Here is a 17523-nt window from a genome sequence, read left to right as displayed (position 1 = left end):
CAGGCGGTAGAACTTAATGCCGTGAGCCGTTTCGACGAGCCTCTGACGAAGGCGCTCGACCCGAAGACCGCCAAGCTGCTGCACAGCGTGCTCGGCCTGGAGACGGTCGGCGACCTGCTGCGCCACTATCCGCGCCGCTACGCCGAGCGCGGCGAGCTGACCGCGCTGGACGCGCTCGAGGTGGACGAGCATGTCACCGTGGTCGGCGAGGTGAGCAGGCTCATGCGCAAACCCATGCGCAACCGCGGCGGCACCTGGCTGGAGGTCGAGGTCGTCGACGGCAACGGCAACAAGATCTACTTGTCGTTCTTCGGCAAGGGCTCTCATGTGGCCGAGTCGCGGCTGAAGCCGGGGCGGCGCGGCATGTTCGCGGGCAAGGTCGGGCTCTTCGGGGCGCGGGGCAGGCCGCGCTGGCAACTCGCGCACCCGGAGTTCGAGCTGTTCGAGGAGAGCGAGGGGAGCGCGGAGGAGTTCGCGGCGGCGCCGGTGCCGATCTATCCGGCGGGCAAGGATCTGACCCCGTGGGCGATCAGGCGCGCGATCGGCATCGTGCTCGACACGCTCGGGCCGCTGGAGGATCCGCTGCCCGCCGAGCTGCGGGCGCGTCACGGCATGCAGCCGCTGGCCGAGGCGCTGGAGGCCATCCATCGGCCGAAGGACTTCGCCGAGGTGGGGCGGGCGCGCAAGAGGCTGAAGTTCGACGAGGCGTTCGTGTTGCAGGCCGTGCTGCTGCAGCGCCGCCAGGCGGCCACCGCTTGGCCCGCCAAACCGCGGCCCAGGCGGGATGACGGGCTGCTGACGGCGTTCGACGAGCGGCTGCCGTTCTCGCTGACGGAGGGGCAGGCGCAGGTGGGCGAGGAGATCGCCGACGACCTCGCGCGCGAGCACCCGATGCACCGGTTGCTGCAGGGCGAGGTCGGCGCGGGCAAGACGGTGGTGGCGCTGCGCGCGATGCTGCAGGTGGTCGACGCGGGCGGCCAGGCCGCGCTCCTGGCCCCCACGGAGGTGCTCGCCCAGCAGCATCATCGCTCGATCACGACCATGCTGGGCGACCTGGCGCAGGGCGGCATGTTCGGCGGCACGGCGGTCACGCTGCTGACCGGCTCCATGGGCGCGGCCGCCCGGCGCTCCGCCCTGCTCGACGCCGCCTCGGGCACCGCAGGGATCGTCGTCGGCACGCACGCGCTGCTGCAGGAGCACGTGCAGTTCGCCGACCTGGGGCTGGTCGTGGTCGACGAGCAGCACCGCTTCGGCGTCGAGCAGCGCGACGCGTTGCGCGAGAAGGCGGGGGGCGGCCGGCCGCACGTCCTGGTCATGACCGCCACCCCGATCCCCCGCACGGTCGCCATGACGGTCTTCGGCGACCTGGAGGTCTCGACCCTGTCCCAGCTCCCGTCGGGCCGCGCCCCCATCACCACGCATGTCGTGCCGGCCGCGGAGAAGCCCCACTACCTGGAGCGCACCTGGGAGCGGGTGCGGGAGGAGGTGGCGCTGGGGCGGCAGGCGTACATCGTGTGCCCGCGCATCGGCGACCTGGAGGGCGACGAGGGCGACATGGAGGTCGTCGCGTCGGGAGGCGCTTCAGGGGAGGACGAGCGCCGCCCGCCGCTGGCCGTCCTGGACGTGGCCGAGCTGCTGACCGAGGGCCCCTTCCACGACCTGCGCGTCGGCACCCTGCACGGCAAGCTGCCGCCGGAGGACAAGGACGCGATCATGCGCTCCTTCACCCGCGGCGAGCTCGACGTCCTGGTCGCCACCACGGTCATCGAGGTGGGCGTCGACGTACCCAACTCTTCCGTCATGATCATCATGGACGCCGACCGCTTCGGCGTCTCCCAGCTCCACCAACTACGCGGCCGAGTGGGCCGCGGCGGCCTGCCCGGCCTGTGCCTCCTGATCTCCGACTTCCCCGAGGGCACCCCGGCCCGTTTCCGCCTGGACGCGGTGGCCGCCACCCTGGACGGCTTCGAGTTGTCCCGAGTGGACCTGGAACAACGGCGGGAGGGCGATGTCCTGGGCGCGGCCCAGTCGGGCAAGCGCTCGTCGCTGAAGCTGCTCCAACTGCTGCGCGACGAGGACGTCATCGCCACGGCCCGCGAGGAGGCCGCCGCCCTCCTGGCCACGGACCCGGACCTGACGACCCACGAGGGACTGAGGGCGGAGATCGACCGGCTGCTGGAGGACGAACGAGCGGAATACCTGGAGAAGACCTGACCCTCGTGCACGGCGCAGGACTGGGCGGCGGCGAGGGCAGGACCGGGCGCGCGGGGCCCGGGGAACGGGCCCAGGGGCGCGTCTTTGGGCGCCGGTGCGGCGGGGAGGGGTGCGGCGGGGTCCGGCGCAACGTGTACGGCGCTGTGATGGGAACCACGGAGCCGGCCAACCGGGGCTCGCGTAACGGCGCCAAGCCGGTGAAGGGATCAGAGGCCGTTTCCTGGAGGGCCCTCAGCCGAAGTAAGGCGAGCAGCGAACCACGGCACCGCGTAAAACAAGAAAATAGAGATGCCCAGCCGCGGGGACGGCCTCCCCCCGAATGCCGTCCCCGGCTGGGCCCACCCTCGGGTCAGGTGCCGAGGGAACCGGCGTGCGGAAGGGCTCACGATCACGCCGGTCGGCCTTCATGTGGGTCACCTTGAAGGCCGCAGACTCATCATGCGGGCCCACCGCGCCGATGTGAATCACCCTTGCGCACTCAAGGCAGACACTTGTCCACTCTTGACCTGCATCAACATGCGAAAGAATGGGGCACATGACTCGGATCATCGCGGGCAGTGCGGGTGGGCGGCGGCTGACGGTCCCGCCGGGGCGCGGGACGAGACCGACCAGCGACAGGGCACGAGAAGGAATCTTCTTGACGCTCGATTCACTGTACGGACTCCACGGCGCCCGGGTCATGGACCTGTACGCCGGCTCGGGCGCGATCGGCTTGGAGGCGCTGTCCCGCGGAGCGGCAGAGGCCGTGCTGGTCGAGTCCGACCCGAAGGCCATCCGCACGATCAGGGCCAACGTCCAGTACCTGGGCCTCGAGGGCGCCCTCGTGGTGGCCGACAAGGTGGAGCGGGTCCTGGCCAAAACGCCGGACGCCCCGTACGACATCGTCTTCGCCGACCCGCCCTACGTCGTCCCCGACGCCGAGGTCCTCACGGTCCTGGAGCTGCTGCGTGACAACGGCTGGCTGGTCGAGGAGGGGTTGGTGGCGTTCGAGCGGGAAAGCAGGGGAAAGCCCATGATGTGGCCGGAAGGGTACGTTGAGGAGAGGGTCCGTCGCTATGGTGAAGCGTCCGTTTGGTACGGTCGCGCCGCCGGGAACCCGTAGACCTGGGAGGCGTCTTGCGCCGCGTAGTCTGCCCGGGGTCGTTCGACCCCATCACCAATGGCCACCTCGACATCATCGGCCGTTCGGCCCGCCTGTATGACGAGGTGACCGTGGCCGTGCTCATCAACGTCGAGAAGAGCAGCCTGTTCACGGTCGATGAACGCATCGAGATCCTGCAGACCGTGACCAAGGAATTCGACAACGTCAAGGTTCGGAAGTTCCACGGCCTGCTGGTGGACTTCTGCAAGCAGAACGACATCCCCGCCATCGTCAAGGGCATCAGGGTGGTCAGCGACTTCGATTACGAGTTGCAGATGGCCCAGCTCAACTACCGCCTGTCGGGGGTGGAGACGCTGTTCATGCCCACGAACCCCGAATACTCGTTCCTGTCCTCCAGCCGGGTGAAGGAGATCGCCCGATATGGCGGGGACGTCTCGGGTCTGGTGCCGGACCTCGTCCACAAGCTGCTCATCGACCGGCTCAGGGGCTGACTTCGACCTGCTATCCTTTCATTTCGGCCTTGTACGACGGCGATTCACTTCGCCACGCCTAGCGAGAGCAGGATGACTCAGCACCTCGACCCCCGCTCCCCGTGGGTGATCTCCACTCATGACCTGGGTAAGCGGCCGGGCACGATGCGGCAGATGACCCTGACCCTCCCGGCACCGGCGGATCTCGGCGTCGACATGATCGGTGTCCCCAAGGACGCCGAAGTCGAGCTGGATCTCCGGCTCGAAGCAGTGATGGAAGGCGTGCTCGTGTCCGGCACGGCGCAGGCCCCGCTCGCCGGGGAGTGCGCCCGCTGCCTGGACCCGGTCTCCTCGGACATCGAGGTGGACCTGCAGGAGCTGTTCTTCTACTCCGACGAGGACGCCTCGGAGGAGGACTCGCTGCTCGACGGTGAGCTGCTCGACCTCGAGCCGACGTTCCGCGACGCGGTGGTGCTCGCACTGCCGCTGAGCCCGGTGTGCCGCGAGGACTGCGAGGGGCTCTGCACGGAGTGTGGGATCAAGCTGGCCGAGGCCGGCGACGATCACCGGCACGAGAAGATCGACGCCCGATGGGCGTCGTTGCAAGGTCTGGTTTCCGACAAAGATAACGATCAGGAGAAGTGACGTGGCCGTCCCGAAGCGAAAGATGTCGCGGAGCAACACCCGCGCCCGTCGCTCCCAGTGGAAGACGACTGCCGTCGCCCTGGTGAGCTGCCCGCAGTGCCGTTCGCCGAAGCAGCCGCACATCGCGTGCCCCACCTGCGGCACCTACAACCGTCGTCAGGTCATCGAGCCGTCCGCCTGATCCCGCTGACAACAAACCTGCCCATTGATGGCGGCAGGTTCCTCGTCAGCAGTTGACGTGATGCCGACCGGGTGCCATTGTGCCTCGGTCGGCGTTACCGTCTCAGATGCGTGCGGCGGCGGCTCGCCCGCGGCCGTGGTGGACGCCGGGGCTACGTGTTACCCCGACGCCCACCACGTTTTCGGGCATCTTCCGCAGTCGGCGCGCCATGTGAAGATGTCCGAGGAGGAAGCACGTGGGCGCAGGTCCTAAGCCGGTGGCCGTGGAGGTCGCCAGAGACGAGCTGGAGCGGGTCCTGTCGGTCGGTCTCGACCACGACATTCTCGAGCGGGCGCTGACGCACCGCTCGTACGCGTACGAGAACGGCGGCCTGCCCACCAACGAGCGCCTGGAGTTCCTGGGCGACTCGGTGCTGGGTCTGGTGGTCACCGACACCCTTTACCGCAACCACCCCGACCTGCCCGAAGGGCAGCTGGCCAAGCTGCGGGCCGCGGTGGTCAACATGCGCGCGCTCGCCGACGTGGCCCGCAACCTGGGCCTGGGCCGGTTCATGCGCCTGGGCAGGGGCGAGGAGGGCACGGGCGGCCGTGACAAGTCCTCGATCCTGGCCGACACGCTGGAGGCCCTGATCGGCGCGATCTACGTCGACAAGGGGCTCGACGAGGCGTTCCGGGTCGTGCACCTGCTGTTCGACCCGCTGATCGTCCGCTCGGCCTCGCTCGGCGCGGGGCTCGACTGGAAGACCTCGCTGCAGGAGCTGACCGCCTCCGAGGCGCTCGGCGTGCCTGAATACCACGTCGAGGAGAGCGGCCCCGACCACGCCAAGTCGTTCACGGCCATGGTGCGGGTCGGCGGCGAGTCCTACGGCTCGGGCACCGGGCGCAGCAAGAAGGAGGCCGAGCAGCAGGCGGCCGAGGCGGCGTGGACCCGCATCAGGGCCCGCCGCGAGCAGCGGGAGAGCCAGCCGGCCGGCTGAGCGATCAGCAGGCGCCCGATTCGGAGAGAGCGCGAGGTGCGGGTTGCCGGAGTTGCCGGAGGTCGAGGTCGTCAGGCGCGGTCTCGCGCAGTGGGTCACCGGCCGTGAGATCGCCGCGGCGGAGGTGTTTCACCCCCGCGCGATCAGGCGTCACGTGCCTGGCGCCGACGAGTTCGCCGCGCGGCTCAAGGGCCGCGCGGTGTTGTCCGCCGAGCGCCGCGGCAAATACCTGTGGTTGCCGCTGTCCGGGGCGGAGGAGGCCCTCATGGCCCACCTGGGGATGAGCGGCCAGTTGCTCGTCGTGGACCAGGACGCGCCGCTGGAGAAGCACCTGCGGGTCCGCCTCCGCTTCGAGGACGGCGGCGCCGATCTGCGTTTCGTCGACCAGCGCACGTTCGGCCACGTCATGATCACTGCCCTGGTGGGCGGCGTGCCGGAGCCGATCTCGCACATCGCCCCCGACCCGTTCGAGCCGGCGTTCGACGAGGGCGAGTTCACGCGCAGGCTCAGGGCCAAGCACACCGAGATCAAACGGGCGCTGCTCGACCAGTCGCTGATCAGCGGCGTCGGCAACATCTACGCCGATGAGGCGTTGTGGATCGCCAGGCTGCACTGGGCCCGCCCCACGCAGACGCTCACCCGCCCCAAGATCCACGAACTGCTCGCCGCGGTCCGCACGGTCATGGCCGCCGCGCTGCACCAGGGCGGCACGTCGTTCGACAGCCTGTACGTCAACGTCAACGGCGAGAGCGGCTACTTCGACCGTTCCCTGGAGGTCTACGGCCGCCGCGACCTGCCGTGCTCCCGCTGCGGTACGCCGATCAGGCGGGAGGCGTTCATGAACCGGTCGTCCTACTCCTGCCCCAAATGCCAGCGACGGCCGCGACCAGCACGCTGAGTGCGGCTCCCACCCCCATCACCGCGGAGATCGACACGCCGTCCACGATCCGGCCGCCGGCGAACGCGCCGAGCGCGATACGGGGTGGGATGTTGTTCTGCACGCCCGCGGCGGCCTACCACAGGCGCCCCGACATACGCTTCGTCCCCGTCACCGGCCTCCCACCGTCGATCTTGGGCCTGCCCTGGGTGAAGGCGGCGGAGACCGCGGCGGTCAGGGCGTTCGATGAGGCGGCGGCGGGGCACGCGCTCGGGGTGGAGGCTCTGGTGGCCTGAGCTCTCAGGGGAGGAAAAATGCAGGAAAATTTGGAAAACACGAGGCTGACGGCGTGGGTACGGGGGAGGGTTCAGGGTGTGGGGTTCCGCTGGTGGACCCGGGCCAGGGCCTTGGAGCTGGGTCTGGCGGGCTGGGCGCGTAACACCGAGGACGGCCGGGTGGAGGTCGTCGCGGAGGGGCCGCGTGAGAGCTGCGTCAAGCTGCTGGAGCTGCTCAGAGGTTGCGACACGCCGGGCAGGGTCGATGGAGTAGTAGAACGCTGGAGCGAACCCCGAGGTAGTTTGGGCGGTTTTGTGGAGCGGTAGCGGCTTCCGGTAAACCGGCCAAATAGGGTATAGTTGTATGTCGGGAGTGCCCATCAGTAGGGCGCAGCGGTTTGTTCGACTTGACCGCCCACACTGCCGGTGCGACTCTTGTTAGGTACCACGCGCACCCCTCCCGCGGAATAAGAAGTGCGCGAACCAGTCTGGTCACTCAGCGTGGAGGACCCTTTACCATGGCGAAGGCTCTACTCGGCCACGTCGGCGGTCCTGACCCTCGAATGGTCTCGGAGATGCGCCGCCTGCAGCAGCGTATCCGTGACCTGGAGGCAGAACTCATCCGACTTCAGGCCACGAATGACGCTCTTGCGGCGCAAACCCGCGACGAGGCGCTAAGCCGCATGCAAGAGCGCGAGCCGGCACTCACCTGAGAGTGATCGGAGCGCAAGACCCAGGGACGTCTCGGAGAGGCGTCCCTTGTTATTTGCCCTGAATTGAAAAGCCCTGGTCAAGGCCCTCCCGGACTGTACATGCCCACGTGGGGCAGTCAGGACCAGTAGTCTTTTCCGAAGTCCGTTCAGGGAGAAGGGGGTCGCGCTTGTATTTGAAGACCCTCACCCTGCGCGGCTTCAAGTCCTTCGCCTCCGCCACCGCCCTGCGGTTCGAGCCCGGCATCACCTGCGTGGTGGGCCCCAACGGCTCGGGCAAGTCCAACGTCGTCGACGCCCTGGCCTGGGTCATGGGCGAGCACAGCGCCAAGTCGCTGCGCGGCGGGAAGATGGAGGACGTGATCTTCGCCGGCACCTCCTCCCGCCCGCCGCTCGGGCGCGCCGAGGTGACGCTGACCATCGACAACTCCGACGGCGCGCTGCCGATCGACTACACCGAGGTCACGATCAGCCGGCTGATGTTCCGGTCGGGGCAGAGCGAATACGCGATCAACGGCGACACGTGCCGCCTGCTGGACATCCAGGAGCTGCTGTCCGACTCGGGCATCGGCCGCGAGATGCACGTGATCGTCGGGCAGGGCCAGCTCGACGCCGTCCTGCACGCGGGGCCTGAGGACCGGCGGGCGTTCATCGAAGAGGCCGCAGGCGTGCTCAAGCACCGCAAGCGCAAGGAGAAGGCGCTGCGCAAGCTGGACGCCATGCAGGCCAACATGACCCGCGTCCAGGACCTCGCCACTGAGCTGCGCCGCCAGCTCAAGCCGCTGGGCCGCCAGGCGGAGATCGCCCGCAAGGCCGCCGTCATCCAGGCCGACCTGCGGGACGCCAGGCTGCGGCTGCTGGCCGACGACCTGGGCATCCTGCGGGCGACGCTGGAACGCGAGGCCGCCGACGAGGCCGCGATCATGGCCAGGCGCAACCAGGTGGAGGCCGAGCTGGCCGAGACCCAGCAGCGCGAGTCGGCGCTGGAGAGCGCCGAGGCCGAGACCCAGCCCCGGCTGGCGGCCGCTCAGGAGACATACTTCAGGCTCTCGTCGCTGCGCGAGCGCACCACCGGCCTGGAGCAGCTCGCCGCCGAGCGCCACCGGCACGCGCTGGACGCGGCCGCCATCGAACGCCGCGGCCGGGATCCCGAGGATCTCGAACGGGAGGCGGCCGAGGTACGCGAGCAGGAGCTCGTGCTCAAGGCCGAATTGGAGCACGCCCAGGAGTTGCTGGAGGAGGCCGTCCAGCGGCGGGCCGACTCCGAGGCCGAGCTGAGCGCTGAGGAGCAGCGGCTGGCACTGGCCGCCAGGGCCGCCGCCGACCGCCGCGAAGGGCTGGCCAAGCTGCGCGGCCAGGTCGATTCCGTACGGAGCCGGGCCAGAGCCGCCGAGGAGGAGATCGGCCGGCTCCAGCAGGCCGTGGCCGGCGCCGCCGAACGCGAGCGGCAGGCGAGGGAGGACCTCGAAACGCAGCGGCAGGAGGAGCCCGCGGTCGATCCCGCGCTCGCCGAGGAGCTGGCCACGGCGCAGGCCGTGGTCGAGGAGGCCAAGGCCGTGGCCGACGAGGCCGGACTCGTGGTCGAGGAGGCCAAGTCCGCGCTGGACGCGCCGCGTGCCGCGCTCCAGGCCGCCAAGTCGGGGGTCGGGACCGCCCGGTCCGCCGACCAGGAGGCCCAGCGGTCGGTGGCCGCTCTGGTCGCCCGCCGGGACGCGCTGGAGCTGGGGCTGGCCAAGGGCGACGGCGGCGCGGCCCTGCTGGATGCGGACCTGGCCGGGGTGCTCGGCCCGCTGGCCGCCTCGATGCAGGTCACGCCCGGGGCCGAGCTGGCGGTCGCGGCCGTCCTGGGGCCGGTCGCCGAGGCCATCACGGTCAAGACCCTGGACGCGGCCGTCGAGGCATTGGAGCTGCTTCGCACGCAGGGAGCAGGACAGGCGACGCTCTTGGTGACGCTCGGCGCGCGTCATGAAGCGGACACCGTCACCCCCGATGGGCACTTTGAGCGCCGCGTCGGCGAGGAGGAGCACGGCGGAGTCCGGCGCCCTCGTGCGGTGGCTCCCGAGGGCAGCCGCTGGGTGGCCGACCTGATCACAGTGCCCGACCACCTCCGGCCCGCCCTCGATCAGGTGCTCGGAGGCGTCATTCTCGTCGAAGACCTCGAAGCGGCACGCGCGCTCGTCGAGCGTCACCCCGAGCTCAGGGCGGTCACCGAGGCGGGGGACGTGGTCGGGGCGCATCTGGCCAGTGGCGGGTCCGAGGGCGGCACCTCCGTGCTCCAGGTGCGGGCCGCGCTCGATGAGGCCGTCAGGGACCTGGAGCAGGCCGAGGCCAGGGCCGAGGAGACCGCCGCGGGCCTGGACGAGGCGATCGGCCAGGAGCAGCGCGCCCAGGCAGAGCTGGAGGCCGCCCAGGCGCAGGTGAGCGAGGCCCAGACCGCCGTCACCACCGCCCAGGCCGGCGTGAGCGCCGCCCAGGGCACGTTGGATCAGGTCAGGGCCCGCCAGCGGGAGGCCGACCAGCGCACCGCCGCCGCCGCCAAGCGCCTGGCCCAGCTCGAGGCCGCCGCCAACGCCGCCCGCGCCGAGGCCGAGCGGCTGGCAGGCAGCGTCACGAAGGCGGAGGAGGCCCGCGCCGAGGGCCAGGAGGAGCTGGCCGAGCTGGAGATCCGCCTGGCCGAGGCCGAATACGCCCAAGAGCTGGAGTCCGAGCCCACCACCGACCTGCGCGACGAGCTGGCCGGCGCCTGCGAGGTGGCAAGGCAGCGTGAGATGGACACCCGGCTCCAGGTACGCACCGCGGAAGAACGCGTCAAGGGCATCGAGGGCCGCGCCGACGGCCTGGTCAGGGCCGCGCAGCGCGAACGCCACGAACGTGCCCAGGCGGCCGCCCAGCGCGCCAGACGCAGGCGCCAGGCGGTGGTGGCCGAGTCGGTCAGCAAAGGCGCCAAGCAGGTGCTCAGGGCCCTGGCCGAGTCGGTCCGGCTGGCCGCCAGGGAGCGCGACGAGGCCGACCTGGCCAGGGTGGCCGTCGACGCCGAGCTCAAGCAGGTGCGCCTGCGGGTCCGCGAGCTCGGCCAGGAGCTGGACAAGCTGGTCAATCGCGTGCACGGCAGCGAGGTGGCCAGGACCGAGCAGCGCCTGCGGCTGGAGCAGCTGGAGCAGCGGGCGATGGAGGAGTTCGGGGTCGAGGTCGAGGCCCTGATCTCCGAGTACGGCCCCGAGGTCCCGGTCCCCGGCGACCCGCCCGTCCCGTACGTGCGCGAGGAGCAGGAGAAGCGGGCCAGGGCCGCAGAACGGCAGATGAACCAGCTGGGCAAGGTCAACCCGCTCGCGCTGGAGGAGTTCGCGGCGTTGGAGGAGCGGCACGCGTTCCTCACCTCGCAGCTGGAGGACCTCAAGAAGACCAGGCGTGACCTGCTGACCGTGGTCAAGGAGGTCGACGACCGCGTCGAGCAGATGTTCGCCTCCGCGTACGAGGACGTGGCCCGCGAGTTCGAGCAGATCTTCACCAGAGTGTTCCCCGGAGGCGATGGCCGCCTGGTGCTGACCGATCCCAACGACATGCTGACTACCGGCATCGAGGTCGAGGCCAGGCCGCCGGGCAAGAAGGTCAAGCGGCTGTCGCTGTTGTCGGGCGGGGAGCGGTCGCTCACGGCGGTCGCGTTCCTGATCTCCATCTTCAAGGCGCGACCGTCGCCGTTCTACGTGATGGACGAGGTCGAGGCCGCGCTCGACGACACGAACACGCAGCGGCTGCTGACCCTGTTCGAGGAGTTGCGGCAGAGTTCTCAGCTGATCGTCATCACCCACAACAAGCGCACGATGGAGATCGCCGACGCGCTCTACGGCGTGTCGATGCGCGGCGACGGCGTGACACAGGTCGTCAGTCAGCGGCTTCGGGAGCGCGAGTCCGCCTGATCGGTGTGGTCTTGTGCGTGACCATGCCGGACGATCTGGAAAACTGACATCTTGTGGATGGTTACCTCGGCGTCATCGTGATCGTGGCCGTCGTCGCCCTGCTGGCGGCGGGCGGCCTGTTCCTGCTCTTCAGGCCGGGCCGCAAGGCGGCCCCGCCGGTCAAGCCGCCAGAGACCCTCCCGATACCGGAGGAGAAGGAGCAGCGGCCCGCCGGCGTGGGTGAGGAGGGTGAGGGCGCGACCACCACGCTGCCGCCTCCGGCGAAGCCGGCCGAGCCGGCCGTCGTCAAGCCCGAGATCGAGGTGCCGCCGCCGTCCGCGGGCCGGATGGTGCGCCTGCGCTCGCGCCTGGCGCGTTCGCAGAGCACGCTCGGGCGCGGCCTGCTGGAGCTGCTGTCCCGCGACCGGCTCGACGACGAGGTCTGGGACGAGATCGAGGAGCGCCTGATCACGGCCGACGTGGGCGTCGCGCCGACCCGCGCCATCGTGGAGGAGCTGCGCACCAAGGTCAAGGTGCTGGGCAGCCGCACGCCCGAGGAGGTGCGCGGCCTGCTGCGCGAGCAACTCCTCATCCAAATCAACCCCGACCTGGACCGCACGCTGCACATTCAGAAGCACGGCGAGCGGCCCGCGGTGGCGCTCATCGTGGGCGTCAACGGCACCGGCAAGACCACCACCACCGGCAAGCTCGCCCGGTTCCTCGTCGGCGACGGCAAGAAGGTCGTGCTCGGCGCGGCGGACACCTTCCGCGCCGCGGCCGCTGACCAGCTGCAGACCTGGGGCGAGCGGGTCGGCGCGGACACCGTGCGCGGCCCCGAGGCCGGCGACCCGGCCTCCGTGGCCTTCGACGCCGTGGCCAAGGGCATCGAGGAGAAGGTCGACGTGGTCATCGTCGACACCGCCGGCCGCCTGCACACCAAGACCGGGCTCATGGACGAGCTGGGCAAGGTCAAGCGGGTCATCGAGAAGAAGGCCACGGTGGACGAGGTGCTGCTCGTCCTCGACGCCACCACGGGCCAGAACGGCATGCGCCAGGCCCAGGTGTTCGCCGAGGTGGTCAATATCACAGGCATCGCGCTGACCAAGCTCGACGGCACCGCCAAGGGCGGCATCGTGATCTCGGTGCAGCGGGAGCTGGGCGTTCCCGTCAAGGTCGTGGGGCTCGGCGAGGGGCCGGACGACTTGGCGCCGTTCGATCCCGAGGTGTTCGTGGACGCGATCCTGGGCGAGTGATCGATTCCGGACATCCGGTAATTACTCCGGAAATAGCCCTTACCAGATAAAGGGTGATCGGTCACATATGTCTGTGTTGAGATGTATCGGTCATCAATGATCGCATTCAGGTGAAAGGGCGCCCATGAAAAAGATCGTCGTCCACAGGCCCGGGACCGTGAAGCCGACGGCTGCGGCCGCGCCACGACACTGCTCCTGACAACCGTCGGCCCGGCGTCTCGTGTCCGGGGCGCCGGCGCCATGGAGGTTCGTGTGGACACGATCGTCCTCGACGCCGACCGCCGAGCCGGCGGCCCGTACACGCTGGCCGCCGCGCTCCTCGACCGCCTCGTACCGCAGGCGCTGGAGCGCCGGCCCGGCCTGGTGGCCGCCCACGACATCGAGATCCGCGCGGCGGCGCCGCACCTGCGCTCGGCCGTGCCGGCGCGGCGGCGTTCGCTGGCCGATGGTCTGCCCAGGGCGCAGCGGGTTCTCGTGCCTGGCGCCCGGCGCAGCCTCAGGATCGCCAACGGGCTGGCCGAGTTCGTCAGCGACCACCTGCTCTGGACCGGGGCGCTCGCGCTCACCGTGACGAACCTGGGTGAGGCGGACCACACCGACGCCGAGTTCGTCGCCGTGCTGCGGCGCAGACTGGACCCCGGCCTCCTCAGGATCGACGAGGGCCCGTCCGCGCCGGGCACCGGGCCGCTGCCCGCCGACTTCGACCGCTACCGCGACGAGGGTTTCCACCACGCCATGGCGGAATCGGGCCTGGAGGTGTTGCGCGGCATGGAGGACGTGCCGCTCCTGCTGCGCGTCGCCGCCGCCCTGGAGGCCATCGAACGCGAGGACGAGGCCCGTGAGCTCTACGACCGGGCACGGCGCGAGAGCACCGACCCCAAACAGCGAGCCACCGCCGCCTACGCCACCGCCATGATCCTCGTACGCCATCACGACCAGGGCCGGCGTGACCCCGAGCAGGCCCTGGCCTGGATCAACGAGGCGATCACGATCACGTCCCTCCTCCCTGACCCCCGCGAGCGGGCCTTCCACCTCGGCTTCGACCTCAACGGCAAGGCCCTGGTCGAGGTACGCAGGGGACGCCGCGAGGCCGCCATGGAGCTCGTGCAGCGGGCCCTGGACCTGGCCGAGGCGGACCTGCCCGGCGAGCACCCGATCCACCGGCTCGTCCTGCACGCCAACCGGGCACAGCTCCTGTCCATGGCCGGCCGCGAGGAGGAGGCGCTGGCCGACTACACGCGGGCCGTCGAGGCCGACCCCGGCTACCCCGACTACTACCTCGACCGGGGCAATCTGCTCCACAGGCTCGGCAGGACCGAGGAAGCGCTGGCCGACTACGAGGCCGTCATGCGGCTGAGCCCGCCGTTCCCCGAGGCCTACTACAACCGGTCCGAGTTGCGCTTCGCCGCCGGTGATCTGGCGGGCGCCCGCGCCGACCTGGATCACACCCTGGAGCTGGATCCCGCCTTCGCGCCCGCCTACGTCAATCGCGCCGGACTCCGGGTGGCGGCCGGGGATCACGCCCATGCCAGGGACGACGTCGAGCACGGGCTGGCGATCGCGCCGCGCGACCCGCACCTGCTGTGCGTGCTCGGGCAGGTGGAGCTGGCCGAGGGCAACCACCCGGAGGCAGGCATCGCGTTCGACCGGGCGCTGGAGCTCGATCCCGGTCTGGCGGCGGGCTGGGCGAGCCGGGCCGAGCTGGCCTTCGAGCGCGGCGACCATGAGGCGGCGCTGGCCGATCTGGCGCGGGCGCTGGAGCTGGAGGAGACCGCCGAGCTGCTGTTCAACAGGTCGGTGGTGTACCGGGCCGCGGGCCGGCCTGACCAGGCCAGGCAGGACCTGCTCAGGGCCGCCGAGCTGGCCCCGGGCGACGAGGACGTCGAGCAGGCCCTGGCCGACGCCTGACAGGGTCAGGAACGCCGCCTGAGCGGTATCAGGCAAGGCCGCGGCCGGATCCCCCAGGGTCAGGAACGCGGCCTGATCGGCACCACCAGTGGCGTCCCCGCCACGGGGTCCTTGATGACCTTGGCGTCCAGCTCGAACACCTCGCCCAGCAGCTCCTCCGTGAGCACCTCGTGCGGGGAGCCCGCCGCGATCACCTTGCCGGCCCGCATGGCCACCAGCCGATCGGCGTAGCGGGCGGCCAGGTTGAGGTCGTGCAGCACCATGACGACCGTGCGGCCCGCCTCCTGGTGCAGGTGCCGGACGAGCTCCAGCACCTCCACCTGATGCGCCAGGTCCAGGAACGTCGTGGGCTCGTCGAGCAGCAGCAGATCCGTGCCCTGGGCCAGCGCCATGGAGATCCACGCCCGCTGCCGCTGCCCGCCCGACAGCTCGTCCAGCGGCCGCTCGGCCAGGTCTGCCAGACCCGTCATGTCCAGCGCCGCCGCGACCGCCTCCTCGTCGTCCGAGGACCACTGCCGGTACCACGTCTGGTGCGGATGCCGGCCCCTGGCCACCAGGTCGGCCACGGTCAGCCCCTCCGGGGCGGTGGGCGCCTGGGGGAGCACGCCGAGGATCTTGGCCACCTCGCGGGTGGGGATCTTGTCGATGCGCTTGCCGTCCAGCAGCACCTCGCCGCCCTGCGGCTTGAGCAGGCGGCCCAGCGCGCGCAGCAGCGTGGACTTGCCACAGCCGTTCGGGCCGATGATCGTGGTCACGGTGCCCGCCTCGATGCCCAGGTCGAGACCGTCGACGACGATACGGTCGCCGTACCCGAGCTTGACGCCGGCGGCCTGCAGTCTCACTTTCGAGCCCTCCAGATCAGGTGGATCAAGTACGGGGCGCCCAGGACGGCGGTGACGATGCCCACGGGCAGTTCGATCGGCGAGAACGCCGTCCTGGCGATCAGATCGGCGGCCGTGGTGAGCACGCCACCGATGACCGCCGAGCACAGCAGCGGCGGCTGCCCGGAGCGGGCCAGCCGGAGCGCGATCTGCGGCGAGGCCAGCGCCACGAACGCGATCGGCCCGGCCGAGGCCGTGGCCACGGCGGCCAGCAGCACGGCGGCCAGGATCATCAGGGCGCGGGCCAGGTTCGTCCGCACGCCCAGGGAGGCGACCGTGTCGTCGCTGAAGCGCAGCGCGTCGAGCGAGCGGGTGCCGAGCAGGGTCAGCGGCACCAGCACGGCCAGGGCGACGGCCGTGGGCAGCACGTGCTCCCAGCCGCGGCCATTGAGCGAGCCGCTGATCCAGACCATGGCACGGCTGGTGTCGTTGACGTCGCCCACGGTCAGGAGCCAGAACTTGACGTTGGTGAAGACGGCGGCCACGCCGATGCCGACCAGCACGAGGCGGTAGCCGTCCAGGCCGCGCCGCCAAGCCAGGCCGTACACGATGGCCGCGCCGACCAGGCCGCCGAGCAGGGCGAGCGCGGGGATGCCGAGGGTGGCGAGCAGGCCGCTGGTGCCGCCGTACACACTTCCGCTGGCCACCACGCCGGCCACGACCGTGACGGAGGCGCCGGTGGTGACGCCGAGGATCTCGGGGCTGGCCAGCGGGTTGCGGGCGATGGACTGGATGATCGCGCCGGAGAGCGCGAGCGCCGCGCCGACCAGGGCGCCGGTCAGCGCGCGCGGCAGGCGCAGCTCCATGATGACGAAGTGCGCGGCGCTGGTCTGGTCGAACGTGCCGGCGATCACCTCGGCGAGCGTCATCTCGATGTCGCCGATGCGCATGTTCAGCCCCATGAGCAGGGCGAGGAGCGCCAGGCCGATGAGCGTGATCGCGACGCCGCGCAGGCGTACCCGCCAGGACAGGGCGCCGACGCGCAGGGAGAGAACAGCGGTCTCAGAAGTCGGCAGAGATCGCCCTAACACAGTCATCACAGGCGCACCGGCTTCCTGCGGCGGACCAGCGCCACGAAGAACGGGGCGCCGATCAGCGCGAGCACCACGCCGACCTCGAGCTCGCCGGGTGGGGCGACCACGCGGCCGATCACGTCGGCGAGCAGCAGCAGCGCCGCGCCGATCAGCCCCGAGTACGGCAGCAGCCACCGATGGTCGGTGCCCGACAGCGGGCGGGCCAGGTGGGGCACGATCAGGCCGACGAACGACAGCGAGCCGCAGGCGGCGACCGCGGCGCCCGACAACAGGGTGACGGCGGCGACGCCGATGGTGCGGGTCATGGCGATGTTCTGGCCGAGGCTCCTGGCCACGTCCTCGCCGAGCGAGAGCGCGTTCAGGCCGGGCGCGTTGACCGTCGCCAGGATCAGGCCCACCAGGATGAACGGCAGCACCTGCCAGACCACGTCGGCGCCCCTGGCCGCGATCGAGCCGGCCTGCCAGAAGCGGAACACGTCCATGGCCTGCTCGTCCAGCAGCACGATGGCCGAGGTGAGCGCGTACAGCATGGCGCTGACGGCGGTGCCGGCCAGCGCCAGCGTGACCGGCGTGGGCCCGCCCCTGCCGCCCGCCATGCCGAGCGCGAACACCGCCACGCTCGCGACCAACGCCCCCGCCAGCCCGAACCAGATGTAGACCAGCAGGCTGGACGCGCCGAGCAGGATGATCGAGGCCACCATCGCGAACGCCGCCCCCTGCGTGACGCCGAGCAGGCCCGGGTCGGCGAGCGGGTTGCGGGTGTGGCCCTGCATCAACGCGCCGGCCACGCCGAGCGCGATGCCGGCGAGCACCCCTAAGACGGTCCGCGGGACGCGGAGCGAGCGGATGATGATGTCGTTCTCGCTGCCGGTGGGTGTGGTGAGCGCGGCCCAGGCGTCGGCGAGCGGCACGGACTTGGAGCCGATCGTGATGCTGAGCACCACGGCCACCGCCACGGCGGCGACAAGCGCGAGCAGGGCGGTGAGCCGGCGGTGACGGATGCCATGGAGGCGCGGCGCCGCCGCGGTTGCGCTCACCCTGTTCCTCCTCAGCATTTGCTCGATCCGGGTGAAGTATGCCAGCTTAGGCAGGGCTAACCTA

The 17523-nt window shown here is 70.7% G+C and carries 16 protein-coding genes; 13 read left to right on the top strand and 3 right to left on the bottom strand.

The features are described from left to right. Positions 1 to 21 precede the first annotated feature (21 nt). From recG to ACTWPT_RS08580, 13 genes are all read left to right on the top strand, one after another. The gene (gene recG / locus ACTWPT_RS08640; protein WP_443176736.1) at positions 22 to 2214 is read left to right on the top strand and encodes an ATP-dependent DNA helicase RecG; all 2193 of its coding nucleotides are present in this window, start codon (positions 22 to 24) and stop codon (positions 2212 to 2214) included. A gap of 535 nt (positions 2215 to 2749) precedes the next feature. After that, positions 2750 to 3316, top strand: coding sequence for a 16S rRNA (guanine(966)-N(2))-methyltransferase RsmD (gene rsmD, locus ACTWPT_RS08635; RefSeq protein WP_443176735.1), 567 nt, complete (start codon positions 2750 to 2752; stop codon positions 3314 to 3316). 14 nt (positions 3317 to 3330) lie between these two features. Beyond that, the gene (gene coaD / locus ACTWPT_RS08630) at positions 3331 to 3807 is read left to right on the top strand and encodes a pantetheine-phosphate adenylyltransferase (protein ID WP_443176734.1); all 477 of its coding nucleotides are present in this window, start codon (positions 3331 to 3333) and stop codon (positions 3805 to 3807) included. A 72-nt stretch (positions 3808 to 3879) separates the two neighbouring features. Next, entirely contained in the window at positions 3880 to 4431 is a 552-nt protein-coding gene (locus ACTWPT_RS08625; protein WP_443176733.1) for a YceD family protein, read from the top strand. A gap of 1 nt (position 4432) precedes the next feature. Next, on the top strand, positions 4433 to 4612 hold the full coding sequence (gene rpmF, locus ACTWPT_RS08620; RefSeq protein ID WP_033409409.1) for a 50S ribosomal protein L32: 180 nt from the start codon (positions 4433 to 4435) through the stop codon (positions 4610 to 4612). Between the two features lie 256 nt (positions 4613 to 4868). Beyond that, positions 4869 to 5588, top strand: coding sequence for a ribonuclease III (gene rnc, locus ACTWPT_RS08615; RefSeq protein WP_443176999.1), 720 nt, complete (start codon positions 4869 to 4871; stop codon positions 5586 to 5588). 43 nt (positions 5589 to 5631) lie between these two features. Next, positions 5632 to 6486 carry a bifunctional DNA-formamidopyrimidine glycosylase/DNA-(apurinic or apyrimidinic site) lyase gene (gene mutM / locus ACTWPT_RS08610; RefSeq protein ID WP_443176732.1) on the top strand — a complete coding sequence of 285 codons (855 nt, stop codon included), beginning with the start codon at positions 5632 to 5634 and terminating at the stop codon, positions 6484 to 6486. Next, complete coding sequence (locus ACTWPT_RS08605) at positions 6456 to 6761, top strand: hypothetical protein (RefSeq protein WP_443176731.1); 306 nt, start codon at positions 6456 to 6458, stop codon at positions 6759 to 6761. The genes mutM and ACTWPT_RS08605 overlap by 31 nt, the downstream gene beginning before the upstream one ends. Before the next feature lie 30 nt (positions 6762 to 6791). Beyond that, positions 6792 to 7067 carry an acylphosphatase gene (locus ACTWPT_RS08600; RefSeq protein WP_443176998.1) on the top strand — a complete coding sequence of 92 codons (276 nt, stop codon included), beginning with the start codon at positions 6792 to 6794 and terminating at the stop codon, positions 7065 to 7067. A gap of 191 nt (positions 7068 to 7258) precedes the next feature. Then, positions 7259 to 7453 (top strand): hypothetical protein, encoded by a 195-nt coding sequence (locus ACTWPT_RS08595; protein WP_090938435.1) that lies wholly within the window; start codon positions 7259 to 7261, stop codon positions 7451 to 7453. Between the two features lie 167 nt (positions 7454 to 7620). Continuing rightward, positions 7621 to 11367 (top strand): chromosome segregation protein SMC, encoded by a 3747-nt coding sequence (smc, locus tag ACTWPT_RS08590; RefSeq protein ID WP_443176730.1) that lies wholly within the window; start codon positions 7621 to 7623, stop codon positions 11365 to 11367. Between the two features lie 53 nt (positions 11368 to 11420). Continuing rightward, positions 11421 to 12599 (top strand): signal recognition particle-docking protein FtsY, encoded by a 1179-nt coding sequence (gene ftsY, locus ACTWPT_RS08585; RefSeq protein WP_305916605.1) that lies wholly within the window; start codon positions 11421 to 11423, stop codon positions 12597 to 12599. A gap of 252 nt (positions 12600 to 12851) precedes the next feature. Continuing rightward, positions 12852 to 14507, top strand: coding sequence for a tetratricopeptide repeat protein (locus ACTWPT_RS08580; protein ID WP_443176729.1), 1656 nt, complete (start codon positions 12852 to 12854; stop codon positions 14505 to 14507). A gap of 59 nt (positions 14508 to 14566) precedes the next feature. On the opposite strand, the gene ACTWPT_RS08575 is transcribed toward ACTWPT_RS08580, so the two are convergent. Genes ACTWPT_RS08575 through ACTWPT_RS08565 form a run of 3 tightly spaced genes read right to left on the bottom strand, consistent with a single transcriptional unit; the run spans position 14567 to position 17459 of the window. Continuing rightward, entirely contained in the window at positions 14567 to 15349 is a 783-nt protein-coding gene (locus tag ACTWPT_RS08575) for an ABC transporter ATP-binding protein (RefSeq protein WP_443176728.1), read from the bottom strand. Beyond that, entirely contained in the window at positions 15346 to 16425 is a 1080-nt protein-coding gene (locus tag ACTWPT_RS08570) for a FecCD family ABC transporter permease (protein WP_443176727.1), read from the bottom strand. The genes ACTWPT_RS08575 and ACTWPT_RS08570 overlap by 4 nt, the downstream gene beginning before the upstream one ends. Then, on the bottom strand, positions 16425 to 17459 hold the full coding sequence (locus ACTWPT_RS08565) for a FecCD family ABC transporter permease (RefSeq protein WP_443176726.1): 1035 nt from the start codon (positions 17457 to 17459) through the stop codon (positions 16425 to 16427). Before ACTWPT_RS08565 ends, ACTWPT_RS08570 begins: the two co-directional genes overlap by 1 nt. Positions 17460 to 17523 lie beyond the last annotated feature (64 nt).

It is taken from the genome of Nonomuraea sp. 3N208 (assembly GCF_052245935.1).
Taxonomy (GTDB): Bacteria; Actinomycetota; Actinomycetes; order Streptosporangiales; family Streptosporangiaceae; genus Nonomuraea.
This window is presented reverse-complemented; position numbering and strand designations above follow the sequence as displayed.

Coding starts and splice junctions, on each gene's coding strand:
- rsmD (WP_443176735.1), top strand. CDS start 2,750: ATGACTCGGATCATCGCGGGCAGTGCGGGTGGGCGGCGGCTGACGGTC.
- ACTWPT_RS08625 (WP_443176733.1), top strand. CDS start 3,880: ATGACTCAGCACCTCGACCCCCGCTCCCCGTGGGTGATCTCCACTCAT.
- ACTWPT_RS08605 (WP_443176731.1), top strand. CDS start 6,456: ATGCCAGCGACGGCCGCGACCAGCACGCTGAGTGCGGCTCCCACCCCC.
- ACTWPT_RS08595 (WP_090938435.1), top strand. CDS start 7,259: ATGGCGAAGGCTCTACTCGGCCACGTCGGCGGTCCTGACCCTCGAATG.
- ACTWPT_RS08570 (WP_443176727.1), bottom strand. CDS start 16,425: ATGACTGTGTTAGGGCGATCTCTGCCGACTTCTGAGACCGCTGTTCTC.